Raw genomic sequence first — 26,846 nt, forward strand, 5'->3', positions numbered from 1 at the left:
TAAACTGATAATAAAGTTAATCGGATTTACGTTTTTTGAAAAAGTAATATGAAGCTAAAATTACGAAAATTAAGATTACCTCAGATAATAAAATAAAATGCCCTGATTCACCAAACCATACCCCAACAATAATAATAATGTTAACAGTAATAGAAATCATCGCTAACCAAGGAAATAGCGGAGATTTAAATTTGATCATATCTTTAGAGTATTTGCCTTCATTCACTCCCTTACGAAATTGATATTGGCACCAAGCAATAATAATCCAAGCAAAACACCCAACTTGTCCAGTACTTGCTACCAAATAGAGATATAATTTTTCAGCAGCAATATATTTAGAAAACAGCGAAACTAACGCAATAATTGCGATAAATAATATTCCTTTAGTTGGCACGCCTCGTTTATTGACTTCTGAAAAGTATTTTGGTGCTAAATCATCTTGAGCCATCGACCATAGCATTCTCGAGCTGGCATAAACAGCCGAATTAGCGGCCGATATTGCAGCACAAAAGATAACAAATAGCATCACATATGAAGCAAAGGTAATCCCGGCTTTATTGAATACCCAAACAAATGGGCTAATTTCATTATGGGTTGCTCCATAAGGGTAAACTAGTGCTAACACCGCAATCGCTAACACATAAAACAAGATGATACGAAAAGCCACACCAGTGATAATTTTTGGCAATACGCTTTGAGGTGATTGCGCTTCACCCGCTGCACTACCAATTAATTCGACGCCCTGAAATGAATAAGTAACAATTGTCATACAAACAAAAATTGATAAAAATCCACTAGGAAACCAACCTTGGTCGGTTTTAAGTGTTGGTAATACATGTGTTTGATTATATTGATGATAGAGTAAATAAATGCCAACAGCTATAAATGCAATAATGGCCAATACTTTTATCGTTGAAAACCAGTATTCACTTTCGCCAAAAGCTCTAACAGACGTTAAATGGACACAAGTAATAACGGTTAAAATAATTAGACTAAGAATATAGATGGGAATAGAGGAAAAAACTTGGTGAGCGATCATCGAAGCTGCAGTTAAGTCAGCAGCCATAGACAGTACCCAGCTTAACCAATATAACCAGCCAATGGTATAACTCCAAATAGGATGTGGAATAAACATTAGTGCATAATGCTGAAAAGAACCCGCATGTGGGAATGCACAAGAAAGTTCACCTAAGCAAAGCATGGTCGACAGCATAATACTACCCGCAAGTAGATATGCGATAATCGTGCCTAACGGTCCAACCGTGCTAAGTGGTGCTGCAATACCAATAAATAATCCAGTTCCTATTGAGCCACCTAACGAAATCATCAATAAATGACGATTTTTTAAGTTTTTCTTTAAGGTACTGGGATAAGGACTTTCTTGAGATTCTGATGTTGCCATGTAAACCGCCTAGTAATCAATAATAGCTGCTGGTTGCCCAGCAGCTGATAGATATTAATAAACAAACCGTTTTTCTACACCATTGGTTTGGCAAGCCATAAGTAGGGCTGTATAATCAAGCTCAAACCCAATCATATCGCCAACACGTAATGTTTCAGAAACATCTTCAATATCAACAATAGTATGATCGCTGGTTTGACCTAAGACCGTAATGTTGTCATTAATCGGTATACAGCTTTCTGCTGGAACATCTTGACGGCCAAAAGCGAGAAGCGCACGTTTACGAGTACCATGATCAACAAAAGTTTTGCTGTTCAAAAAGGCATCAACACCTAATTCTCCAACAGGAACGGTTGGTTTACTATTAAGCTCGATGATTTGTGCATACAACTTATACATGTCACTACAAGCTTTTTCTACAGGTTTGTTTGAGTGATGAAACTCATCAAGATATTTCATATCCACATACTCAATACCAAACTCATGTAAACCACCAATTCGAATGTGATTAAGCCCTTCTGGCCAGATCCCTTTATCAAGCAGATGGTAACTTGTACAATTACCAGCTGATAGATACTTGATCTTGATATTACAAGCTTCTTCTACTTTACGCGCTATGTGTAAAAAATCCACACCATTTTTAACAGTTGGTAGAACAGTACCATAGCAGTTGAAGTTGGTCCCAAGCCCATAAAGCTCAACACCCGGTAAAGATAAGATTAGTTTGACTGTTTCGATGATATCATCGACATGTTCAAACCAAATACCTTCACGTAAATCGCCCATATCAACCATTAAAAGTACTTGATGGACTTTTTGTTGTTTTACCGCTTCATCAGAAAGTGCTTGAATAACTTGTTTTTCACTGTTTAAGCTAATATCTGCGTATTTCACTACTTCACTGATCTCACTTAAACAAGGACTGCGTAATAAACAAGTTTTACAATTTAAAGCATCTTTAAGTTTCTTCAAATTGTAGGTTCTTGATTCAGCAATCACATCAATACCACCATCAAGCACCGCTTTGGCGGTTTCAACACAGCCATCAAAGACTTTATTTACCGCCATCACTTCAATGCCGTGTTTAGCAAGAAGCTCTTTTTCAACACGGGCATTGTCTTTTAATTTACCTAAATCAATTTCCAATATAGGTTTGTACATAAATTTACTCCTCTATATCTTATTGCAAGCGGTTACGTCTTTGTGCGCGATGGTATATCCATTCAGCTAACACAATTGCAAGCACTGCACCACCAACAATTTTAGCGATGTACTCAACATATCCACCCATATCAATTTGTGCTGGTGGAATAAAGACTAAGATCACCGCAAATAGCGTAGATAAGAAACCTAAACCAGGTAAAATAATTGGTAAAACTTTACCAGGAATCTTGAAGCTACGTGGTACATCTGGTTGAGTAATACGTAAGCGATAGTACGCAATAAACATCACTAAATAAGGAATAAAGTAACAAATGGTTGTTAATGCAGTTAACATCCAATATGCAGCAGCAATACTTGGTGATACGAATGTTGAGAAACAAAGTACCGTTACAATTATTGCTTGGATAACTAAAGCAAATGCTGGTGTTTGATATACAGGATGTAATCGACCAATACGTTCACCAAGTAAGTTATCTTCTTTTGATGCTTCTTGTAACATATAGATAGGACCAACTAACCATGAGTTAATTTGACCTAATGCACCAAAGAACAAACAAATTGCCATTACTGGTAATAACCAAGGCATGTGTAGCTCTTTAGCAGCAGCTTCCATCGCTTGCATTACACCGGCAACAATATCAGTATCAGCAGCAGGTAATAAGGTATTAATTGCCCAAGTACCAATCATATAGATACCAACGATAACAACTGCAGATACCGCCATCGCTTTAGGGAAGTCACGTTGTGGATCACGAGTACGACCAGCGATCATTGGTGCAACTTCTAGCCCAGCAAAAGCAAACATCATGCTTGATAAAAATACAATAGTATCCCAGCTACTTAAATCCGGAATCCAATCACTAACATGGCTATAATCAGTTGCCATTGGATGACCAGTCATTAACCATACAATAGCTAATAACACGATAATAGCAGCAGGAATAAATACACCTAACCATGCACTAACACTGTTAATGATTTTAGTCCATTTCATGCCTTTGATATTCATTAACGTTAAGATCCAGAATACTGCCATGGAGCCAACACCAATAAATACCTGATTCTGAGCAAGTTCAGGGCTAAACATATAACCAATTGCAGTAAAACCAAACTGCAACATTAATGGGAAGAAAAGCACACATGAAAACAGGAAGCAAACAACCACTATCCAACCGACACGTTTACCAAATGCTTCTTTTACCCATACAAAGATCCCACCATCTTTTGGCCAGCCTGTTGAAAGCTCACCACAAACCATGGCTAATGGAAAAAACAAACAAAATGCAGCAAGTAGCCAAAGCACCATTGCTGACGCTCCGTAAGGAGCAACATTAGGAATTTGACGTAAACTCAATATTGCAATGACATTCATAAACACAATGTCTTTAATACCAAGTAAACTTGAATCTTTAGAATCACTCATAATAACCTCACATAATAACAACTGGGGCAGTTATTGCCCCAGCCAGTTCATGATTAATACACGTCGTATCCAACCATATCCTCGTAAGTGTCTTCACGGCGAATCAATCGATCTTTGCCTTCTTTATCAATCATAACAACAGCAGTACGTGGGCGGTTGTTATAAACGGTTTGGCTTTCGATGGTATAAGCACCGGCATCAAGGAAAGCAATGATATCGCCAATTTGTGTGCCTTTAGGTAATAAGAATTCTTCACCTTTAACACCCACATGGAAATAGTCACCACCGTCACATAATGGACCCGCTAATTTAATGTACTCATCATGTTGCTCAGTGATTCTTGATGCATCATAAACATAGAAGAACCAATCAAAGTGTTGACTGTCAGATAATACGCTGTAACCCGCATCAACAAATTTCCATTCAACATGTTCTTCAATGTTACCGTCTAAATCGTAGTTAGTTTTACGTTTTTCACAAGCAACTTCAGTTAAAAGCACACCAGCTGAACCGGTTACTTTACGACCTGGTTCGATACAAATTTCAACGTCAGTACGCCATTTATGTACTTCACTGATTACCGCATCGGCGAAATCTTGTGCAGTAATACCAGCATACATATTGTCTTCTAATGGATTACCATTTTCTTCGTCATATTTATATGGAACAGGAATACCACCACCAACGTTGATTAAATCAAATTTAATGCCAAGAACTTCTTCTAAACGGCGTGATTCATCAACTAATACTTTAGTCGCTTTTGCAAAAGGTTCTGCTTCTGGTACTTGATCCCCTACGTGCATATGTAAACCACGTAAATGAACATAAGGCATTTCAAGAATACGACGGCAAGTCTCTTCAGCTTGTTCTAAGTCGATACCAGATTTAGCGTGATAAGCGGTCACTAATTCTGCGTGAGTTGCTGATGGTACATTTGGTTCAACACGCACACAAACATTTGCAACTTTTTTCAAACGTCGAGAAATCTCATCAATAATATCAAGCTCATATAGGCTATCTACGTTGATGATGTAAAGATCGTTTTGGATAGCAAATTCTAAATCAACCGGTTTTTTAACCACACCGTTGAAAACAATTTGGCTACCTGGGAAACCGATTTCTAAACATTTACGAACTTCAAACATTGAGTTAGCTTCTGCATAGATACCCGCATCTTTAATCGCTTTAAGCACACCCATTACTGAACATGTTTTTGACGCATAGAAAATCTTAGTATTTGGATGAGCTTTAAACGAATCTTTGATCTCCTGAATATTACGGTCAATTTCTTTTTCAGAAAATACGTAAAAAGGTGTTGGATATTTCTTTGCTAATTCTTCCAAATTCACACCATCAAAACAAAGTTTGCCGCCTTGAGCACTGAAACGACGATCTTTAGTTATAAGATCTGTGCGTATTTTGTTATAATTTGACATAATTGTGTCGGACATATGACCTCCAGTTAATTAGTACATAAAAAAGGTAAGTAAAAAGATTACTCACTTACAATGCAATCAACGTGCCAACTTAAAAAAACACAAACAATCAATTGTTTAACAGAATAATTACAAATTTAATATTAGTCATTTAGTAAAAAATATGTTTTTATGACAAAAATTTGTCACTTTTTTTAGTAATAATTGAAAGATATTTAAATTAACGCTCGCTATACTTAGTAAGAATCCAACTTTTAAAAGGTTTTAGTATCATGATAATTGATCCTGAATTATTACAAGCATTGGAAATATTTAAACATTTTTTTGATCTAATACATCAGCCTATGGCTATTATTGACAAAGAAGGTAAATATATTTACTACAATCAGGAAAGTGCAGAACTTGATGGCTATCCAATGGAACAAGCCATAGGTAAACCAATGCTTAAAGTTTACCCTAATTTGAAAAAAGAAGATAGTACTATGCTACAAGCTTTACATGGTAAAGAATATCAAGATACCTATCAAACCTATTATAATCATGTGGGCAAATTAGTTGATTATCAACATACAACGGTTCCTCTTTATAATCACAAAAAAGAAATTATTGGCGCGGTTGAAATTGGTCGTAATTTATCTAATGTTAGACAACTGCAAGATCAGGTATTCAGTCTTAATAGAAAATTATATCAAAATAAAGAACAGCCATTACCAGAAATCGTTTTTGCTTCAAAAAAAATGCAGCAGGTGATAGACCAAACTAATATTTTAGGTAGTAATGATGTGCCAGTATTGATTGTTGGCGAAACCGGCACAGGGAAAGAGCTATTTGCTAGATTAATTCACCAAACTAGCCAACGCCGTGATAAAGCGTTTATTTCACTTAACTGTAGCGCTTTGCCTACAACATTGATTGAAAGTACTTTATTCGGGACTGTCAAAGGAGCGTTTACTGGAGCTGAAAATCGCCAAGGTTATCTTGAACTTGCTAATGGTGGTACGTTATTTCTTGATGAACTTAACGCGATGCCACTTGAAATGCAAAGCAAACTGTTACGATTCTTACAAGAAAAAACCTATTGGCCACTAGGCGGGAATAAAGAGCAACATGCTGATGTTCGAATTGTTGCAGCTATGAATGAATCACCGGCTGATTTATTAAAAACAGGCAAAATGCGTAGTGATCTATTTTATCGATTAAATGTCGGATTAATTAAACTGCCAGCACTACGCGAAAGACAAGAAGATATTCCTGTATTGGCAAGATACTTTATTGATAAACATAAAACTGATGTAAGTGTTGTGATTACTGGTATTAGTGAACATGCATTACAGCAACTTATGTCAGCGCCTTGGCCGGGTAATGTGCGAATGCTAGAAAACGCTATTGTCCGTAGTATGGTATTACAAAATGAGCCAGGAGAATTGCAGCAGATTATTCTGGATGAAGAATTATTTGACCTTCATAGCCCTTATCCACAAGATGAAGCCAAGCTTGAAAAACCGACTACCAGCGAAATAACTGGTAATCTTACCGAACAAGTCGAAAATTATGAAAAGCAACTTATTATTGATGCATTAAATCAGGCCAATGGGAAAATTATTACAGCGGCAAAATTACTCGATGTTTCGCGAACCACCTTACAATATAAAGTTAAGAAATATGATATACATATGGGGGTAATTGATAATTAATCAAAGGCTTGCGCGCAAGCAAATGCACTGCTCCAAGCCCATTGGAAATTATAACCACCTAGCCAACCAGCTACATCAACAACTTCACCAATAAAATAGAGATTGAGGTGATTTTTCGCCTCCATAGTCTTTGACGATAAAGCATCACAGCTCACACCACCCAAAGTTACCTCAGCTGTACGATAGCCTTCCGTTCCATTCGGTGTAACCATCCACCTAGTTAATGTTTGGTAAAGCACTTGCTGTTGAGTAGGCGTTAATTGCTTAACGGTTAAATCGACTATCAAATTTAATTGCATCAAAGCTTCAATTAACCGCTTCGGTAATATTTGCGCCAAACAATTTTTAATGCTTTGATTGCGATTATTTTCTAACAAGAGTTGAAAATCACCTTCAAAGCTTACGTCTGGTAACAAATTAATGGTAATGGCTTCACCTGCTTGCCAATAACTAGAGATTTGTAAAATCGCTGGTCCAGATAATCCTCGATGAGTAAATAGCAAATTCTCTTTAAAAGATATTCGTTCATTAGATACTTCAACCGGCACGGCAATGCCCGACAAAGTGGATAATACTTCTAGCAAAGGTTTATGTAAGGTAAATGGCACCAACCCTGCTTTTACGGGCACAACAGGAATCGAAAATTTTTCGGCAATTTTATATCCGATAGCGGTCATACCTAGTGCTGGCATAGATTGCCCACCAGTTGCTACAATTAATTTATCAGTATGAACAAAACCTTGTGAAGTCGATAGTTTAAATCCTTGCTGCTCAGCCTCAACATCTTCAAGCTGAGTGTTTAACATGAATTTAACTTGCCCCTTTTGGCACTCTTGGGCAAGCATATCAACAATATCTTGTGCTGAATTATCACAAAATAACTGTCCGTGATCTTTTTCATGATAGGCAATATTGTATTGATTAACCAGTTGAATAAAATCCCATTGAGTAAAGCGCTTTAATGCAGACTTACAAAAATGACGATTTTCTGAAATATAATGGGTTGATTCTACGTTAAGGTTGGTAAAATTACATTTACCACCACCAGACATTAAAATTTTGCGTCCTAATTTTTTACCATTATCAATAACAGTTACATCATAACCTTTTTGTCCTAATAATCCGGCACAAAAAAGCCCAGCAGCACCCGCACCAATAATTGTAATTTTATTTCGCATATAAGACCTATTACCCATAATAAAGATTATCTATTATATAAGAGTAGCGATTCTAACTCACTCATTCTTGAAAAAATGTGTAAAAATCGCCAATTTTGATGCTCAAAAACCCCGTTCCTCAACTTTTTTTTAATCAAATATTAATTATTATTATGAGAAAAAAACCAATTTCTGAAACTTTTGTCTCTATTAAATTTTAATTATAGTATAAACAAATAGTTAATATGAGATATTAGCTTCATTAATAAATATAGACTGAGTTATTAAAAGATTGACTTATAAGTAATATTTATTTGACCAAAAACCTATTTTTAATTACCTTCACACCTATTATGGGATTAATGCCTATATCTTCTCAAAAAATAATAACGATGAATTAGAGGCAATGATATGTTATATAACCAGCATCATGAGAAAGATAACTGCGGATTTGGTTTAATCGCTCATATAGAAGGGCAACCAAGTCACAAAGTGGTGCGTACTGCAATCCACGGACTTGCTCGAATGCAACACCGTGGTGCCATTTTATCCGATGGTAAAACGGGCGATGGCTGCGGGCTTTTAATGCAAAAACCAGATCGATTTTTTAGAGTTGTCGCAGAAGATGCCGGATGGCGTTTGGCAACAAACTATGCTGTAGGCATGCTATTTTTAAGCCAAGATGAAGCCGAAGCCCAAGCAAGCCGTGATATTGTAGAAGAAGAGCTAGCCGAAGAAACTCTATCTATTTTAGGTTGGCGTGAAGTACCAATTGATAAAAGCGTTCTGGGTGAAATTGCCCTGTCATCACTGCCAAGAATCGAACAAGTTTTTGTTAATGCCCCTGCTGGATGGACAAAAATTGATTTGGAGCGTCGTTTGTATATGGTACGACGCCGCATAGAAAAACGTGTGCAAGATGATACGTTTTACGTATGTAGTTTTTCAAATCAGGTCAATATCTATAAAGGCTTATGTATGCCTAAAGATTTACCTAGATTCTATTTAGATTTGGCTGATATTCGTATGGAAACAGCAATTTGTTTATTCCATCAGCGTTTTTCAACCAATACCGTACCGCGTTGGCCACTTGCTCAACCATTTAGACATTTAGCCCACAATGGTGAAATTAATACTATCGAGGGTAATCGGCAATGGGCTAAAGCGCGATCTTACAAATTCAAAACGCCACTTATACCCGATTTACAAGATGCCGCGCCGTTTGTTAATGTTACAGGCTCGGATTCAAGCTCGCTAGATAATATGCTTGAATTATTCTTAGTAGGCGGTATGGATATTGTTCGTGCTATGCGTTTACTTGTGCCTCCTGCATGGCAAAACAATCCGGATATGAATGAAGATCTCCGTGCTTTTTTTGATTTCAACTCTATGCATATGGAACCGTGGGACGGCCCTGCAGGTATCGTTATGTCCGATGGACGTTATGCCGCTTGTAACTTAGATCGTAATGGCCTTCGCCCTGCACGTTATGTGATTACCACTGACAAACTAATTACTTGTGCATCCGAAATTGGTATTTGGGATTATCAACCAGATGAAGTAGTGACCAAAGGACGTGTTGGTCCCGGTGAATTACTAGTGATTGATACTGAAGAAGGTCGCATTTTACAATCGTCAGAAACGGATAACGATTTACAAAAACGTCATCCGTACAAAGAATGGATGGCTAAGAATGTAAAACGGCTGATTCCATTTGAAGATCTTCCTGATGATGATATCGGCTCTCGTGATTATGACGATACTTTACTAGCTACTTACCAAAAACAATTTGGTTATAGCAGTGAAGAACTTGACCAGTGTATTCGAGTCTTAGGTGAAAATGGTCAAGAAGCAACAGGTTCTATGGGCGATGATACGCCATTTGCGGTATTATCAAGTCGTCCTCGCTTAATTTATGATTACTTCCGACAAAAATTTGCTCAGGTAACTAACCCACCTATCGACCCATTGCGTGAAGCACACGTGATGTCACTATCAACGAGCATTGGTCGTGAAATGAATGTGTTTGCTGAAGCTGAAGGTCAAGCTCATCGAGTTGCTTTTAAATACCCGGTATTAGTTCATTCGGATTTTAAACAATTAACGACCTTAGAATCACGCTACTACAAATCTGAAACGCTTGACATCACTTATGAAATTGATGGTAGCTTACGTGATGCAATTGAACAATTATGTGGTGATGCCGAAGCAAAAGTACGTGAAGGAACTGTACTACTAATCCTATCAGATAAAAATATAGCGCCAGATCGCTTACCTATTCCAGCCCCAATGGCTGTTGGCGCAGTGCAACAACGTTTAGTTGAAAAAAATCTACGCTGTGATGCCAATATCATTGTTGAAACCGCAAGCTGTCGAGATCCGCATCAGTTTGCAGTCTTGCTAGGGTTTGGCGCAACTGCAATCTATCCATACTTAGCTTATGAAACTTTAGCGCAAATGGTCGATAATGGTACGATGAATAAATCTTACCGTGAAGCGATTATTAATTACCGTAATGGTATTAATAAAGGCTTATATAAGATTATGTCAAAAATGGGGATTTCAACAGTCGCTTCTTACCGTTGCTCTAAACTATTTGAAGCAGTTGGTCTCCATGAAGAAGTCGTTGAGCTATGCTTCCAAGGTGTAACTAGCCGTATCAGTGGTGCCAATTTTGAGGACTTTGCTCAAGATCAGTTTAATTTATCTAAAAAAGCATGGTTACGACGTAAACCATTAGAACAAGGTGGATTACTCAAATTTGTTTATGGTGGTGAATACCACGCTTATAATCCAGATGTGGTGCAATCACTACAAAAAGCAGTTAATGAAGGTAATTATGAAGATTATCAACGTTATGCGGATATTGTAAATAATCGACCACCAGCAACTCTACGAGATTTATTAAAACTAAATCCTCCTGAAAACGCGGCTATTTCGCTTGATGAAGTTGAACCAGAATCATCATTGTTTAAACGCTTTGACTCCGCTGCCATGTCAATCGGTGCCTTAAGCCCAGAGGCGCATGAATCATTAGCTGAAGCAATGAATACATTAGGTGGTTTTTCTAATTCTGGTGAGGGTGGAGAAGATCCCGCTCGTTACAACACGATAAAAGTATCACGTATCAAACAAGTGGCTTCTGGTCGATTTGGTGTTACACCAGGCTACTTAATGAGTGCCGATGTTATTCAAATCAAAGTAGCCCAAGGCGCAAAACCAGGTGAGGGAGGACAATTACCTGGTGATAAAGTCACCCCTTATATTGCAAAATTACGTTTTTCTGTGCCGGGAGTGACATTAATTTCACCTCCACCACACCACGATATTTATTCAATTGAAGATTTAGCTCAATTGATTTTTGACTTGAAACAGATTAATCCAACTGCAATGATTTCGGTTAAATTAGTCTCTGAACCGGGAGTAGGCACTATCGCAACAGGGGTTGCTAAAGCATATGCAGATTTAATCACCATTTCAGGTTATGACGGTGGTACTGGTGCCAGCCCATTAACATCAGTTAAATATGCGGGTTCCCCTTGGGAGCTTGGCTTGGTTGAAACCCAGCAATCATTAGTTGCTAATGGGTTACGTCATAAAATTCGTTTGCAAGTTGATGGTGGATTAAAAACGGGGGCAGATATTGTAAAAGCTGCAATTCTAGGCGCTGAAAGTTTTGGTTTTGGTACTGGGCCAATGGTTGCATTGGGTTGTAAATACCTCCGTATTTGTCACCTAAATAACTGTGCAACCGGCGTGGCCACTCAAGACGAAAAATTACGTAGCGAACATTATCATGGATTGCCAGAAAAAGCGATGAACTACTTCCGTTTTCTTGCGCGTAATACTCGAGAAGTTATGGCTGAACTTGGTGTTAGACAAATTGTTGATTTAATTGGTCGTACTGATCTGCTTATTGAACTAGATGGTATTACTGCAAAACAGCAAAAACTGGATTTATCAAGTTTACTTAAAACAGCATCACCTATTGAAGGCAAACCAGTTCATTGTATTGAAGATAACAAACCATTTGATAAAGGTGTGCTTAATAAAGAGATCATAACTCAAGCACAAGATGCGGTTGATAATCGTCAAACTAAAAGTTTCTACTTTGACATTCAAAATACAGATCGCTCTGTTGGTACCACTTTATCCGGTTATATTGCTAAAAAATATGGCGATCAAGGCTTGGTTACCTCCCCTATTTCATTGAACTTCAATGGTACTGCAGGTCAAAGTTTTGGCGTTTGGAATGCTGGTGGTGTGGATTTAACCCTTACAGGGGATGCTAATGACTATGTTGGTAAAGGCATGGCTGGAGGTCGCATTGTCATTCGTCCACCACAAGGTTCTGCATTTTTGAGCCATGAAGCAACCATTGCTGGTAATACCTGTTTATATGGCGCAACTGGCGGTAAATTATTTGCTGCTGGTCGAGCGGGTGAGCGTTTTGCTGTGCGTAACTCTGGAGCCATAAGTGTCGTTGAAGGCATTGGTGATAATGGCTGCGAATATATGACGGGCGGAATTGTCTGTGTTTTAGGAAAAACTGGCGTAAACTTCGGTGCTGGTATGACTGGTGGTTTTGCTTATATTTTAGATACCGATGGTGATTTGCATAAGCGTATTAATAAAGAGTTGGTTGAAATGTTAAATGTGGCTGACTACTCGATTCATGAAGAACATTTACGTGGTTTAATCATGGAACACGCACAGCTTACTCACTCATCTTGGGCAGAAGAGATATTAGCTAATTGGGAAGATTTTGCGAAACAATTTGTTTTAGTTAAACCAAAATCTAGTGATGTTAAAGCGTTATTAGGTCACCGTAGTCGCTCTTCAGCAGAGCTACGTGTGCAAGCACAGTAAGGAGAAAACACGATATGAGTCAAAATGTTTATCAGTTTATCGATTTACAACGTGTTGATCCGCCTAAAAAATCGCTAAACGTCCGTAAAATTGAGTTTGTTGAAATTTATGAAGGCTTTTCAGCCTCGCAATCTCAAGCACAAGCAGATCGTTGTCTGGCTTGTGGTAATCCTTATTGTGAATGGCGCTGTCCAGTACATAACTATATTCCTAATTGGTTAAAATTAATTAATGAAGGGAAGATTTTAGAGGCGGTTGAGCTATCTCACCAAACCAATAGTCTACCAGAGGTGTGTGGACGAGTTTGTCCGCAAGATCGTCTTTGTGAAGGTTCCTGTACTTTAAATGCTGAATTTGGAGCCGTAACGATTGGCAGTATTGAACGTTATATTACTGATGAAGCCTTTAAAATGGGATGGAAACCAAATCTATCTAACGTTGAAAAAACTGGACTAAGAGTCGCAATTATTGGTGCAGGCCCTGCTGGATTAGCTTGCGCTGATGTCTTAGTACGTAATGGTGTTACACCAGTTGTTTTTGATCGTCATCCGGAAATTGGGGGCCTATTAACTTTTGGTATTCCTGCTTTCAAATTAGATAAAGAAGTCTTAATTCACCGCAGACATGTCTTTACCGAAATGGGAATTGAGTTTCGCCTTAATACTGAAGTGGGTAAAACTGTACAATTAGCCGATCTCATCAATGAATTTGATGCAGTTTTTGTTGGTACTGGTACTTATCAATCAATGCGTGCAGGCCTAGAAAATGAAGATGCCGATGGTGTTTATGATGCCCTACCATTTTTAATTGCTAATACCAAACATATTATGCAACACCAACAAACTGATGATGCGCCTTATGTCGATATGAAAAATAAACGCGTCGTGGTATTAGGTGGTGGTGATACAGCAATGGATTGCGTTCGAACGTCTATACGTCAAGGTGCAACTGAAGTGACTTGCGCCTATCGCCGTGATGAAGCTAATATGCCAGGTTCTAAACGCGAGGTTAAAAATGCTAAAGAAGAAGGCGCACAATTTCAATTCAATGTACAACCTCTGAGCATCGAAATCAATGATGCCGGTCATGTTACTGGTGTAAAAATGGTAAGAACGGAGCTTGGCGAACCTGATGCAAAAGGTCGTCGTTCTCCGGTGATAATTCAAGGATCGGAATTTGTACTTCCGGCAGATGCAGTTGTAATGGCATTTGGCTTTAAACCTCATTCTATGCCGTGGTTAGCCGAACATGGTGTTGATTTTGATGATAGAGGGCGCATAATCGCACCACAAAGCAAAGGTTACCAAACCAGCCATCCAAAAATCTTTGCTGGCGGTGATGCGGTAAGAGGATCGGATTTAGTGGTGACTGCCATTAGCGAAGGTCGCAAAGGGGCAGAAGGGATTTTAGATTACTTAGAAGTATAAAGTGATTAACTAAGTAAACCTTATTTCCATTCCCTACTGAGTGGGAGTAAGGCTTATTACTTAATATTTATTGATCTGCCTAAACCATAACGTTTATTGATTACAACCTAAATATCGTCATTTATCGAGTTGAAATCGCCAATGCATATTCACTTTGATAATTGGCATTAATGACTATTAGCTGATAACATGAAATTGTATCAGCTAATAACCTTTAATTATTGTATTATTTGGTTATAAATAGACAATCTGAGAACCATTTTCAGGATTTTTAGTCGCCTCAGCAAACCCTTCTAAGAAAAAGGCTAGATGATCAGCTTCATCCCCTAAAAGGCGCCCTTTGACTTTATTCCAAGTTAATAACACGATAGCTGCTTGTGGTTCACAACAAATTAACATCGGTTGTTCAAGTTCTTCATTCCAATAAAACTCACCGCCGTATAATTTTTGGGCTGTCAGTAATAAGTAACAACCATACTCTTGAGCAATCATATTAAGCTGTTCTTCAGGGATACTAAAATTTTTCTCAGCTAATTCACCAATAATAATTTCAACAACAGCAATACTTTTTTCGGAATAATCGAGCTGGTTAATACTCCACGTTGGGCTATGTAAAATGGCATTTTGTGCCCATGCTTCGATTTCTTGATATAATTCATTTTTTTGTTCAGTCATTTTGATTTACTTCGCTAGATAATTGTTCAGATTGTTTGACAATTTGCCATGCATCTTCCATTTCTTCAAGTGTTGCATCAATTAAATTGTGATTTTTTTGTTTAAGTAATAATTCTACCAGCTTAAAACGCCTTATAAACTTGTTATTGGCATTTTGTAAACATAACTCAGATTTAACTTTTAAATGTCTGGCTAAGTTAACGGTGGCAAAAAATAAGTCGCCAAGCTCTTCTTCAATTTTGGATTGATCTTGTGCGGTTTTATTCAATTCCTCTTCCACTTCGCTAAGCTCTTCTTTAACTTTATCAATAACAGGTTTTAACTCTACCCAATCAAATCCAACTGATGCACAGCGTTTTTGTATTTTTTCAGCTTTCATTAATGCTGGAATGGCGGTGGGAATATCATCTAATAGTGAATATTGTGCTCGTTTATCACGTTCTTGTTGCTTAAGTTGTTCCCAATTTGGCTTAACAGTAGTATCATTTGAAAAGACATGGGGATGACGACTAATCAGCTTATCAGCAACAGAGAGGCAGATATCATCAAAATTAAATAAACCTTGTTCATTTGCTAAGTCAGCATAAAAAACAATCTGAAACAGTAGATCACCCAGTTCATTTTTAAGTTCAGCCATATCTTTTTTTTCTATGGCATCTAAGACTTCATAAGTTTCTTCTAGAGTATATGATTTTAATGATTCAAAAGTTTGCTTACTGTCCCATTCGCAACCTTTAATTGGATTACGTAATTGTTTAGTAATAGCTTGTAAACGTTCTAATTGGTTCACGATATTTCTCACAAAGTAGTAATTGTTAAATAACATTGTATCAAAACAAAATAGTAATGTTTTAATAACTAAATAGTAAGCATCCAAAATTTAATAAAAATATTTCCATTTAAAAACAATGAATAAAAATTTAAAAACAACAAAATCACACAGATTTACACTCAAAATGCACAATTAAGTATATAATACATTTAATTTCAACTAAAAAAACACTAAAAATATGAATAAACTACGAGAACTTACATTTAGAGGTATTATTCTTGGTGCACTGATAACAATGATTTTTACTGCATCAAATGTTTATCTGGGCTTAAAGGTCGGTTTAACTTTTTCATCTGCAATTCCTGCAGCTGTAATTTCTATGGCGATTTTGCGGTTTTTCCCTAATTCAACCATTTTAGAAAATAATATGGTTCAAACGCAAGCTTCTGCTGCAGGGACATTATCTTCAATCATTTTTGTTATTCCGGGCTTATTAATGATGGGATACTGGCATGATTTCCCATTTTGGTTAACCTTTGCTGTATGTTTGGCTGGTGGTATGTTAGGTGTGTTATTTTCTATACCGCTTCGACATGTCATGGTAGTAAAAAGCGATTTACCTTACCCTGAGGGTGTTGCTGCTGCCGAAATATTAAAGGCTGGGTCAAAGGCAGAAGGAAATGACGCTAATGGTGGATTAAAAGATATTTTATTCGGTGGCGTAATTGCTTCTTTAGTCAGTTTATTTACTAATGGATTTAAACTGCTATCTGGAAATACAGCTTATTGGTTCACAGCAGGCAAAGCAATATTTCAAATACCCTTAGGGTTTTCTTTAGCGTTATTAAGTGCTGGCTATCTAATTGGTATTATTTCAGGTATTGCAATACTACTTGGGACTATTATTGCTTGGGTATTTGGCATACCGATTTTAACAGTTATCAACGGTTATGATTCAAGTTTACCTTTATCTCAAGTTGCCATGCAAATTTGGGACAACGATATCCGTTTTATTGGTGCAGGAACGATTGCTATTTCAGCTGTTTGGACTTTGCTTTCTTTAATAAAACCAGTTATTGAAGGAGTGAAAATTTCTTTTAAAACTCTACGTTCAGATGTGTCAATAAAAGACACAACAGAACGCGATCTATCCCCTAAATGGATTTTTTCTATTATGGGGATGATGTTAGTCATTTTAATCGTGACTTTTTACTCATTTATAGCTGATAGTGGCTTATCTACAGGCATAGCTTGGTCATTAGTTGCATGTGCGGTATTGTTTTCTTTTATTATGGGTTTTTTAGTTGCTGCAGCTTGTGGATATATGGCTGGTTTAGTCGGATCATCAGCAAGTCCTATGTCTGGTATTGCAATAGTTGCAGTTATTGCTGTTTCACTTATTTTATTAGGACTAGGTGAAATTAATGGCATGTTATCAACGATTGAAGGATCGAATTTTGCAACAGCATTAGCATTATTTACGACAAGTACTGTTTTAGCAATAGCATGTATATCAAATGATAATTTGCAAGATTTAAAAACAGGTTATCTAGTCAATGCAACACCATGGAAGCAACAAGTTGCTTTATTAATTGGTTGCTTTGTGGGTGCTTTAGTTATAGCTCCTATTCTAGAAACCTTATATCACGCTTACGGATTTACAGGTGCTGTTCCTCGCAGTGATATGGATCTTTCTCAAGTTTTAGCTGCTCCTCAAGCATCTTTAATGACAACTATTGCACAAGGTATTTTTTCGCATAAACTTGATTGGACAATGATTTTTATTGGCCTAGTTTTAGGGGGAATAATTATCATCACTGATTTAATTTTTGCTAAAAATAACTCAAAATTTAGATTACCAGCTCTTGCTGTCGGATTAGGCATTTATTTACCACCAAGTGTCACTACACCGATTTTTGTTGGCACATTACTATCTTGGATTATAAAACGTTATACTTATGCTAACTCAAAGAAAAATAATGTTGATCCAGAAATACAATTTAAAAAAGTGGATAGCAAAGCAGCATTAATTGCATCGGGCTTAATAGTTGGTGAAAGTTTAATTGGCGTTATATTAGCGGTAGTAATTGTGATAAGTATTACTAATGGAGGAAGTGATGCCCCATTGGCAATATTTAAAAACTTAGGTGATTTACCACAATACCTAGGATTATTGGTATTTATCCTTATCTGTTGGCTTTTTATTCGCAGAGCTTTGTCGGCAATAAAAAGTAAAATTTAAGTGATATTAATATTTAGGCAATGATTACATTAATTATTAAATATGATTTTTATTCAACATATTAATAAATAATCTTATTTTATCATTTTCCGCATTGTTTACCGTATCAATCATAAATATTCGATTCAAATGCAATGCGGATAAATCACCAGTAAAACGTATTGCATAAAGTTCTTTTTTTGTTAGCATAGCTTTTTTTTAGAGTAATAGATGGCAATATTATGATTGTTTTTGATTCTATCCAAATTCGTCGTGGTGTTAATCTGCTTTTAGATAACGCTTCAGCAACAATTAATCCTAAACAAAAAGTTGGATTAGTAGGTAAAAATGGTTGTGGTAAATCCACCCTTTTTTCATTAATTAAAGGCGAAATTCACTCTGATGCTGGAAGTGTATCAATACCTACACAATGGCAGCTTGCTTGGGTTAATCAAGAAACACCTGCTTTAGATGTTCCAGCTATTGAATACGCTATTGATGGGGATCGAGAATATCGCCAATTAGAACAAAAACTAACGATTGCTAATCAAGAAAATAATGGTGAGCAAATTGCGATCATTCACGAACAACTCGATACCATTGATGCTTGGACAATACGGGCAAGAGCCGCAACACTATTACATGGTTTAGGATTTTCTAACGAACAACTCAATTTACCGGTTAAATCCTACTCCGGTGGTTGGCGGATGAGACTAAATTTGGCGCAAGCGTTAATGTGCCGTTCTGATTTACTGCTGCTTGACGAACCAACTAACCACCTTGACTTAGATGCAGTGATTTGGCTTGAAAAATGGTTGAGTAATTATCAGGGAACGCTTATTTTAATCTCTCATGACCGAGACTTTTTAGATCCACTTGTTAATAAAATTATTCATATTGAACAAAAAAGTTTATTTGAATATACCGGAAACTATTCTTCATTTGAAAACCAACGTATAACTAAATTGGCACAACAACAATCATTATACGAAAGTCAGCAACAAAAAGTCGCCCATCTGCAAAGCTATATTGATCGCTTTAGAGCAAAAGCAACCAAAGCAAAACAGGCTCAAAGCCGAATTAAAATGTTAGAAAAAATGGAGCTTATTGCACCGGCACATGTGGATAATCCTTTCCATTTCAATTTTAAACCTTCTGAATTTTTACCAAGTCCATTATTGATGATGGATAAAGTGGTTGCTGGTTATGGAGATAAAATCGTCCTTGAAAAAATTAAATTAAATCTTGTTCCCGGTTCGAGAATTGGTTTATTAGGACGGAACGGAGCTGGTAAATCGACTTTAATTAAATTATTAGCGGGAGAATTACAACCTAAAGAAGGTCATATTAATTTAGCCAAAGGTGTTCAATTAGGCTATTTCGCTCAGCATCAGTTAGAGTATTTGCGTGGTGAAGAATCCTCACTTTGGCATTTAACTAAGCTTTCTGATCCTAAAATAACAGAACAAGAATTGCGTAATTACTTAGGTGGTTTTGATTTTCATGGCGATAAAGTCAATGAACCTGTAAAAACATTTTCAGGTGGTGAAAAAGCTCGATTAGTTTTAGCATTAATTGTTTGGCAAAAGCCAAACCTACTGTTACTTGATGAGCCAACTAACCATTTAGATTTAGATATGCGCCAAGCATTAACTGAAGCGCTTATTGACTTCGAAGGCGCATTAGTTGTTGTGTCGCATGATCGCCACTTACTACGTTCAACAACTGATGAGTTTTATTTAGTTCACGATCACAAAGTTGAACCATTTAATGGTGATCTCGATGATTATCAAAAATGGCTTGCCGACGAGCAGAAAGCGGAAAATCAGCCTGAACCAGATCAAGATACAGCTAAAAAAGATAGTGTCCAAAATATTTCTTCGCAAGAACGAAAAGAACAAAAACGCCGTGAAGCGGAATTAAGAGCGCAAATGCAGCCAATTAAAAAATTGTTGCAAAAAGAAGAGCAAAAACTTGAACAATTGAGTACCGCTCTTAAAGACATTGAATTGCAATTATCAGATCCGATTATTTATGAAAATGATAAAAAATCAGAATTAACTGAATTATTATTAAAACAGAGTCAACTAAAAAACCAGCAGGAACAAGTAGAAATGAATTGGCTGGATTTACAACAACAATTAGAAGATCTTAATTGTGAGCAGTGAAACGGCTTCTTAAATTTTATTGTTGTTAATTTGAAGTGCACTCAGAATAATCTTTAATATTAATCATTGCCGCTAGTTATTTTCCCTTTAATGGCTAATTTTGGATATTCCAATATAGGCTTCGCACCACCAATATATCCTTTCTTGGTCACTGTTTACTAAGAGTTATCTGATTAAAGAACAAACGATTTAAATGACAACAAAAATACCTCCTTAGAAGAGGAGGTATTATACTTTAGTAAAAAATGATAAAAACAGTTAAGCAAACCAGATTGTATCACTAAAAATGATTTATTAAATCTGTATAGGTAATTTACTCATCTAACACAAACATTCCTTCTGGATGAATTTTTAGATAAAATTCATCGCCTACTTTAGGTTTTAATAAAATAGAATTAACTTGTAAAAGTAAAATTTGATCATGCCAGTTAACTGAAATTTCATACTGAGCCCCCATGTATGCTACATTTTCGACACGACATTTTTGGCAATCTTCAGCGCGGTTTTCCATCAATTCAATAGCCTCTGGCCTAACACCAACAACGCATTGTGTTGATTTAGGTTTGATTTGATCTTGGCAATCGAGCTTATAACCAAAAATTGAAATATAACCATTGTCATAATGCGCAGGGAAAATATTAGCGTCCCCCATAAAATTAGCCATGAACCTTGAAGCAGGTCTGCGATATAAACGTTGTGGTGAATCAACTTGCATAATGATCCCCTTTTTCATAACCAGTACCCTATCCGATACAGCAAAAGCTTCGCTCTGATCATGAGTGACATAAAATGAAGTAATATTAAAACGTTGCTGTAGTTCTCGTATTTTCTCTCGCATACTGCGACGTAAATTGGCATCCAAGTTACTTAATGGTTCATCAAATAATAAAACTTTAGGCTTAAGTATCAACGCACGGGCTAAAGCAACACGTTGTTGTTGTCCACCCGAAATTTGGTCGACAAAACGATCGGCAAATCCTGCTAGATCAACTAATTCTAATGCTTCTTCTACCCTTTTTTTACGCTCCTCTTTAGGTACACCAATCATTTTCAATCCATAACCAATGTTTTCACCTATCGACATATGTGGAAAAAGTGCATAAGATTGAAACACCATACAAATATCTCGTTGCTGAATAGATAAATTAGTTACATCTTCACCATCAATAAATATTTGCCCTTCACTAGGCTTTTCAAGTCCTGCAAGTTGACGCAAAATTGTGGTTTTTCCACAGCCTGAAGGGCCTAGTAAGGTAATCATTTCACCTTTAGCAACAGATAAATTGAAATTTTCAATCACCGTGTTTTTACCAAATCGTTTAGTAATATTTCTTAGTTCAACATAATTCTCATTCGACATAATTCATTCCTACACAAAAGTTTTTTAATATTAAACTTTTAATTTAATTCAAAAAAATTATTAACCTTATAGATTCTATTTATATAATTAAACAATCCTAAGATTCAAGCATAACCAAAAGCTACTTACGTTCAATTAAACCTATAGTCCTTCTGAGACAAACTATTGGGTATTTTTAGCAGTTGAACGAGATGTTCTTGATTCACCAACTAAATAATCAAACAACAAAATAATTGACAGCATAACTACAATTAATATTGAGCCGTAGGCAATGGCAATACCGTATTCACCATCTTCAACTCTATTTAAAATATAGGCAGTTGCAACACGTGTATCGGGTGTAACCAAGAACACAATTGCGCTCACCGTAGTAATCGCTCGCACAAAGCTATAAACTAAAGCTGATAAAATCGCTGGGCGTAAAAGCGGAATTAAAATATAAAATATAGTTCTAAATGATCCAGCCTTTAAGCTTAATGAAGCTTCATCTAGAGATTTATCTAATTGCCCTAGCCCAGCTATTCCAGCCCGAATACCAACCGGTACATTACGCATAATCATCGAGATAATTACTATAGCAGCGGTACCTGTTAGATAAAAAGGGGCGGTATTAAAAGCTAAAATATAAGATACTCCAGCAACTGTTCCTGGCACAGCAAAGCAAAGCATTGTAGTAAACTCAATAATCTTTTTACCTTTAAAATGTTGTCTAACAACAACATAAGCGATTAATAAACCCAAAAAGGCTGTGATTGGCGCAGCAATACCTGCAAATAATAAGGTATCTAATAAAGATGGCCATGCGCCATCGCTAAATCCTTGTCCAAATAGATTAATGAAATTTGCCAATGTTAGGGTGTAATCAACGCCCCAATTAACCGTAAAGCTACCATAGAAGATACTTCCATAAAGCAATCCATTAAATAGTGTCCAAAATGCAAATAATCCCACAATGATCCATTTCAAACTAATTGGTAATGGCTGAACATCACCACGAGAAAATTTTCCTGAAACGGTAACGTAAGATCTTTTACCAATCCAAAGATACTGTACACAAAATATTGCTAAAGAGAATAGTAATAACACACTACCTAGGGTACTTGCTGAAGGATAATCTAACTGTGCCCCAGTAATATAAAAATAGATCTGTGTAGCAAGCACATCAAAATTACCACCTAAAACTAAAGGGTTACTAAAATCGGCAAGTGATTGTACAAAAACAATTAAAAATGAATTGGCTAATGCTGGTTTTATTAATGGCAGAAAAATAGAAAAAAATGTCTTATAGGGTGTTGCTCTTAGTGTATAAGAAGCTTCTTCCAATGAAGGATGAACTGTTTTGATTGCACCGTCTAAAATCATAAATGACATTGGAGCAAAAGCTAATACCTGTGCAAGCCAGATACCAGTAAAACCATACAACCAGTTAGTATCAGATAAACCTAAATAATTAGCAGCAAATTCAGTAACATAACCAGATCGCCCCATCATCAGCGTAACACCAAGCCCAACGACAAAAGGAGGGGTAACAATTGGTAATAGAGAAAAAATTCGACCTATAACCACCGAACGCTTAGCGATTCTAGCAGTATACAGCGCACAGATTAAACCAAAAAATGTTGCACTAATTCCAACAGCAATACCTAATAAAATAGAGTTAAAAATCACCCGAATAATATAAGATTTTGACAAAATATCGATGAATTGGAATGGTACAAACTTCTCTCCGTCAGTAAACATTGGCATAAAGATAGTAATAGTTGGGTATAAGATAAATATTAATATCAATATGATAATTGTTATCATTGATCCAATAACAAAGCAATCCCCACCCATCCACTCAAGGCGAGCAAATGCATGAGTCATTATCATCCCTAAGCCAATAAACAGAAATATTGTCGCATAGCCCATGCTGTGATTAAAAAACCATGAACTTGTTACGGTAAATACCATACAAAATAATGCATAAACAGCATCAAAATAATGACGAGGTAGCGCTGAACGATCAAGAGGCTTAATAGGTCTTACTAATAAAACTAATGGTAATACAAACCATACAATACTAATACCAATATTTGACCAACCATATGATTCTAATAATTCATCAGTAGTTGATTCAAACAATCCATAATCTAATCCATAGGATGGAAATAAAATAAAAGAAATAACAATAAAAGCTAACCAGAAAAAAACTGGATCACATTTACACATTTGCTGTTTTAATTGACTAGAAATACTATATGACATAAATTCACCACAACTAACATAGTGCAAAAATTTTATTATCTACACAAAAAGAAGTAATTAGTAATTACTAGCTGATATACACAGCTAGTAGTAGGTAATATTCCAGAAAAATAATGTTATTTTTCCATTTTGACGTCATTAACCCATTTGTTAATTAAATAAGTTCGCATTTTGGAATCACCATATTTATCAAAATCATACTTAATTAGGTTAAGATCATTTAATTTTAGTGCTAGTGGTGAGGACTCTGCTGTTATATTAGTTGGAATCTGATAGGATTTGGCTTTTTGCCAAGCAATTTCTTGTGCTTGCTTAGATAATACCCAATCAACAAATAACTTAGCATTATCTAAATTACGTGCTCCTTTAATAATACTTATACCTCCGATCTCATAACCAGTGCCTTCACAAGGTGAAATTAAATCTAATGGCGCTCCGTTTTCCTTTTCTAATGAATAGTCATGTAAAAAACCGATACCAATCATAGTTTCTCCTCTTGCAGCATTACGTGCCGGAGCTACTCCAGATTTAGTATATTGAGAAATATTACGATTAAGCGCTTTAAGATAATCAAAGGCTTTATCTTCACCCCATAGTTGAGTAAAAGTCGCTAGTGCTGTATAAGCTGTGCCAGAACTTTGTGGATCAGCAATTTGGATTTCACCTCGAAATTCAGGTTTAATCAGATCAGCCCAACATTTTGGTACTTCAACACCTAGCTGTTTTGCTCTGTTAGTATTTACACCAAATCCTAAAATACCAATATAAACGGCTGAAGAATAATTCCCTTTTATTTTAGCTGGATCACGGAATTCTGGTATGATTTGCTCTAAATTTGGTGATTGATATGCATACAATAATCCCATTTCACCGGCTTGAGAATGTGGGTCTAGCGTTCCACCATACCAAATATCTGATTGCGGATTTTCTTTTTCTGCTTCAATTTTTGCCAATGTACTACCACTACCATTACGAATAAGTGATGTTTTAACATTATATTTTTCGCCAAAAGCCTTAGCTTCTTCCTCACATAACGCGTTTGTACCACTACAATAAATAACCAATCGACCTTTGGCATTAGCAACCGATGCACTTCCAACAGCAATTCCCATCAACATTAATAATGTTAATATTTTTTTTTGCATAGTTAATTCCTTCCCTTAGATAATTAATATTTTCTTTTTCATTGAATAAAAAACTATAATTTTTATATGTTACATAAAATGCATAATTGATACTGTGATAACGATCTAATTTTTTTAGACAATTTATAATATTTACAACTATTTAATAAGAATGTTGTTTAAGACTTAAAGTTAAGTACATCATTATGAACTATCAAAATACTTGTTAGGAGAGATACTTAATGAGGTATGTAGTGATAGGATTGAACTTTTGAAGAAAAAAATATAAAAAAAGTATCCAATTTGTCGGTGATGAAAAAAATTCACCAACATTTTATATCGTACTTTTTATTGAAAGAATAGAACGTTGACGTTGACGTTGATATCAAAACAAGGCTATCTACGTCATTACGTTTAAGTAGTGAATAAAGAATAATAGTTGTTATTTTATAAGGCAGGTTAAAAAAAATCACAGAATAATTTCTGTGATTTTTCTTTTCATTGAATTAAAAATATTCAGATAAATTAGCTCTTTTCTACTTGGCTAAAATCAAGTTCAACCGGTGTTGAACGACCAAAAATTGATACAGATACTTTTAGGCGACTTTTTTCATAATCAACTTCTTCAACTACACCATTAAAGTCTGCAAACGGTCCTTCATTAACTCGAACAAGTTCACCTGGTTCAAATAGGGTTTTAGGACGTGGTTTATCACCAACTTGTTGTAAACGATTCATGATAGCGTCAACTTCACGCTGGCTGATTGGTGCTGGTCGATCTGATGTTCCACCGATGAATCCTAAAGTTCTTGGAACACTTTTAACTAGATGCCAAGTCGCATCGTTCATCATCATTTCAACTAAAACATAACCTGGGAAAAATTTACGTTCACTTTTACGGCGTTGACCGCTTTTCATTTCGACAACTTCTTCGGTTGGTACTAAAACTTCACCAAAAGAATCTTCCATATTATGTAATTTAATATATTCACGTAATGATTGTGCAACACGTGCTTCATAGCCAGAATAAGCTTGGATCACATACCAGCGTTTTTGTTGTGTTTCACTCATATTAACGCCCTATTAATGTTAAATAAAAGATGACTGAACGGAACAAAGAATCCATACCCCAAAGAGCTGTACCAACAATAATTGTAATAACAGCTATTAATAAAGTTGTTTGTACTGTTTCTTTACGAGTTGGCCATACAACTTTTCTTAACTCTTTTCGTGATTCTTGCAGAAATGTTATAAATGATTTTCCTTTATTGGTTGTAAATGCAATAAATAAGGTTAAAAGCGAAATGACAACAACCGCAATAATTCGAACAACTGTATTTGGTTGATATATATCATTAGGCGCAGAGAAATAAGAATTTCCCCAAACAATTAACGCAATTAATACTAGAACCAAAACCCATTTAAACTTGTCTAGAACTGTGCTTGTATCTTGACTCTCGTTACTTACTAGCATATAGAACCTATAATTATGTTATTTATAATATTATCCATTTTCCAAAATGCTCTTTCTTAATAAAAACATTTTGCTAAACAGACTAGATAAGAAAGGGCATCAAACGACACCCTTTCTAAATAGTGCTTGCTTAAATTATTTAATAACCTTAGCAACAACACCAGCACCAACAGTACGACCACCTTCACGGATAGCGAAACGTAAGCCGTCTGCCATTGCGATTGGGTGAATTA

At 36.1% G+C, this 26,846-nt stretch carries 17 protein-coding genes and 1 pseudogene; 5 read left to right on the forward strand and 13 right to left on the reverse strand.

From position 1 onward, the window contains the following. Positions 1-16: 16 nt before the first annotated feature. The 4 genes from J3U24_RS05350 to lysA are packed head-to-tail and all read right to left on the reverse strand — an operon-like array spanning position 17 to position 5,440. Positions 17-1,402, reverse strand: coding sequence for an amino acid permease (locus J3U24_RS05350; RefSeq protein ID WP_065735088.1), 1,386 nt, complete (start codon positions 1,400-1,402; stop codon positions 17-19). Positions 1,403-1,456: 54 nt separating this feature from the next. Continuing rightward, on the reverse strand, positions 1,457-2,563 hold the full coding sequence (locus J3U24_RS05355) for an alanine/ornithine racemase family PLP-dependent enzyme (RefSeq protein WP_065735086.1): 1,107 nt from the start codon (positions 2,561-2,563) through the stop codon (positions 1,457-1,459). A gap of 19 nt (positions 2,564-2,582) precedes the next feature. After that, on the reverse strand, positions 2,583-3,989 hold the full coding sequence (locus J3U24_RS05360) for an APC family permease (RefSeq protein ID WP_065563731.1): 1,407 nt from the start codon (positions 3,987-3,989) through the stop codon (positions 2,583-2,585). A 53-nt stretch (positions 3,990-4,042) separates the two neighbouring features. After that, on the reverse strand, positions 4,043-5,440 hold the full coding sequence (gene lysA, locus J3U24_RS05365) for a diaminopimelate decarboxylase (protein WP_267337147.1): 1,398 nt from the start codon (positions 5,438-5,440) through the stop codon (positions 4,043-4,045). 254 nt (positions 5,441-5,694) lie between these two features. Between lysA and J3U24_RS05370 the strand changes: the two genes are divergently transcribed. Beyond that, entirely contained in the window at positions 5,695-7,119 is a 1,425-nt protein-coding gene (locus J3U24_RS05370; protein ID WP_416380035.1) for a sigma-54 interaction domain-containing protein, read from the forward strand. On the opposite strand, the gene J3U24_RS05375 is transcribed toward J3U24_RS05370, so the two are convergent. Continuing rightward, the gene (locus J3U24_RS05375) at positions 7,116-8,297 is read right to left on the reverse strand and encodes an NAD(P)/FAD-dependent oxidoreductase (protein ID WP_267337149.1); all 1,182 of its coding nucleotides are present in this window, start codon (positions 8,295-8,297) and stop codon (positions 7,116-7,118) included. The two genes, J3U24_RS05370 and J3U24_RS05375, sit on opposite strands and share 4 nt — an antisense overlap. A gap of 390 nt (positions 8,298-8,687) precedes the next feature. Between J3U24_RS05375 and gltB the strand changes: the two genes are divergently transcribed. Continuing rightward, positions 8,688-13,145: a glutamate synthase large subunit gene (gene gltB, locus J3U24_RS05380; RefSeq protein ID WP_267330383.1), complete on the forward strand. Its 4,458-nt coding sequence runs from the start codon at positions 8,688-8,690 to the stop codon at positions 13,143-13,145. 14 nt (positions 13,146-13,159) lie between these two features. Continuing rightward, complete coding sequence (locus tag J3U24_RS05385) at positions 13,160-14,572, forward strand: FAD-dependent oxidoreductase (RefSeq protein ID WP_065563736.1); 1,413 nt, start codon at positions 13,160-13,162, stop codon at positions 14,570-14,572. Between the two features lie 234 nt (positions 14,573-14,806). Here the strand turns inward: J3U24_RS05385 and J3U24_RS05390 are convergent, their stop codons facing one another. Together J3U24_RS05390 and mazG are read right to left on the reverse strand one after the other, a co-directional pair. Beyond that, positions 14,807-15,247 carry a hypothetical protein gene (locus J3U24_RS05390; RefSeq protein WP_267337150.1) on the reverse strand — a complete coding sequence of 147 codons (441 nt, stop codon included), beginning with the start codon at positions 15,245-15,247 and terminating at the stop codon, positions 14,807-14,809. Then, positions 15,240-16,037: a nucleoside triphosphate pyrophosphohydrolase gene (mazG, locus tag J3U24_RS05395; protein ID WP_267330381.1), complete on the reverse strand. Its 798-nt coding sequence runs from the start codon at positions 16,035-16,037 to the stop codon at positions 15,240-15,242. The genes J3U24_RS05390 and mazG overlap by 8 nt, the downstream gene beginning before the upstream one ends. Before the next feature lie 220 nt (positions 16,038-16,257). Here mazG and J3U24_RS05400 point away from each other — a divergent pair, with 220 nt between their 5' ends. Together J3U24_RS05400 and J3U24_RS05405 are read left to right on the forward strand one after the other, a co-directional pair. Continuing rightward, positions 16,258-18,261: an OPT family oligopeptide transporter gene (locus J3U24_RS05400; RefSeq protein WP_267337151.1), complete on the forward strand. Its 2,004-nt coding sequence runs from the start codon at positions 16,258-16,260 to the stop codon at positions 18,259-18,261. A 221-nt stretch (positions 18,262-18,482) separates the two neighbouring features. Beyond that, positions 18,483-20,408 carry an ABC transporter ATP-binding protein gene (locus tag J3U24_RS05405; RefSeq protein WP_267330379.1) on the forward strand — a complete coding sequence of 642 codons (1,926 nt, stop codon included), beginning with the start codon at positions 18,483-18,485 and terminating at the stop codon, positions 20,406-20,408. A gap of 313 nt (positions 20,409-20,721) precedes the next feature. Here J3U24_RS05405 and fbpC read toward each other — a convergent pair whose 3' ends face one another. The 6 genes and pseudogenes from fbpC to J3U24_RS05435 all read right to left on the reverse strand — a co-directional run. Beyond that, positions 20,722-21,768 carry a ferric ABC transporter ATP-binding protein gene (gene fbpC, locus J3U24_RS05410; RefSeq protein WP_065735070.1) on the reverse strand — a complete coding sequence of 349 codons (1,047 nt, stop codon included), beginning with the start codon at positions 21,766-21,768 and terminating at the stop codon, positions 20,722-20,724. Positions 21,769-21,930: 162 nt separating this feature from the next. Continuing rightward, positions 21,931-24,015 carry an ABC transporter permease gene (locus tag J3U24_RS05415; protein WP_267337153.1) on the reverse strand — a complete coding sequence of 695 codons (2,085 nt, stop codon included), beginning with the start codon at positions 24,013-24,015 and terminating at the stop codon, positions 21,931-21,933. Between the two features lie 116 nt (positions 24,016-24,131). Next, on the reverse strand, positions 24,132-25,133 hold the full coding sequence (locus J3U24_RS05420) for an ABC transporter substrate-binding protein (RefSeq protein ID WP_416379937.1): 1,002 nt from the start codon (positions 25,131-25,133) through the stop codon (positions 24,132-24,134). Positions 25,134-25,664: 531 nt separating this feature from the next. Further along, positions 25,665-26,210, reverse strand: coding sequence for a transcription termination/antitermination protein NusG (gene nusG / locus J3U24_RS05425; RefSeq protein WP_065563741.1), 546 nt, complete (start codon positions 26,208-26,210; stop codon positions 25,665-25,667). Between the two features lies 1 nt (position 26,211). Further along, positions 26,212-26,613, reverse strand: a complete 402-nt coding sequence (gene secE / locus J3U24_RS05430; protein ID WP_065563742.1) for a preprotein translocase subunit SecE — start codon at positions 26,611-26,613, stop codon at positions 26,212-26,214. Between the two features lie 135 nt (positions 26,614-26,748). Then, positions 26,749-26,846: pseudogene (locus tag J3U24_RS05435) on the reverse strand (elongation factor Tu); the annotation flags it as partial.

It is taken from the genome of Gilliamella sp. B2785, assembly GCF_026537005.1.
GTDB classification, from domain to species: domain Bacteria; phylum Pseudomonadota; class Gammaproteobacteria; order Enterobacterales; family Orbaceae; genus Gilliamella; species Gilliamella apicola_E.

Coding starts and splice junctions, on each gene's coding strand:
- J3U24_RS05350 (WP_065735088.1), bottom strand. CDS start 1,402: ATGGCAACATCAGAATCTCAAGAAAGTCCTTATCCCAGTACCTTAAAG.
- J3U24_RS05355 (WP_065735086.1), bottom strand. CDS start 2,563: ATGTACAAACCTATATTGGAAATTGATTTAGGTAAATTAAAAGACAAT.
- J3U24_RS05360 (WP_065563731.1), bottom strand. CDS start 3,989: ATGAGTGATTCTAAAGATTCAAGTTTACTTGGTATTAAAGACATTGTG.
- lysA (WP_267337147.1), bottom strand. CDS start 5,440: ATGTCCGACACAATTATGTCAAATTATAACAAAATACGCACAGATCTT.
- J3U24_RS05375 (WP_267337149.1), bottom strand. CDS start 8,297: ATGCGAAATAAAATTACAATTATTGGTGCGGGTGCTGCTGGGCTTTTT.
- gltB (WP_267330383.1), top strand. CDS start 8,688: ATGTTATATAACCAGCATCATGAGAAAGATAACTGCGGATTTGGTTTA.
- J3U24_RS05385 (WP_065563736.1), top strand. CDS start 13,160: ATGAGTCAAAATGTTTATCAGTTTATCGATTTACAACGTGTTGATCCG.
- J3U24_RS05390 (WP_267337150.1), bottom strand. CDS start 15,247: ATGACTGAACAAAAAAATGAATTATATCAAGAAATCGAAGCATGGGCA.
- J3U24_RS05400 (WP_267337151.1), top strand. CDS start 16,258: ATGAATAAACTACGAGAACTTACATTTAGAGGTATTATTCTTGGTGCA.
- J3U24_RS05405 (WP_267330379.1), top strand. CDS start 18,483: ATGATTGTTTTTGATTCTATCCAAATTCGTCGTGGTGTTAATCTGCTT.
- fbpC (WP_065735070.1), bottom strand. CDS start 21,768: ATGTCGAATGAGAATTATGTTGAACTAAGAAATATTACTAAACGATTT.
- J3U24_RS05415 (WP_267337153.1), bottom strand. CDS start 24,015: ATGTCATATAGTATTTCTAGTCAATTAAAACAGCAAATGTGTAAATGT.
- J3U24_RS05420 (WP_416379937.1), bottom strand. CDS start 25,133: ATGTTGATGGGAATTGCTGTTGGAAGTGCATCGGTTGCTAATGCCAAA.
- nusG (WP_065563741.1), bottom strand. CDS start 26,210: ATGAGTGAAACACAACAAAAACGCTGGTATGTGATCCAAGCTTATTCT.
- secE (WP_065563742.1), bottom strand. CDS start 26,613: ATGCTAGTAAGTAACGAGAGTCAAGATACAAGCACAGTTCTAGACAAG.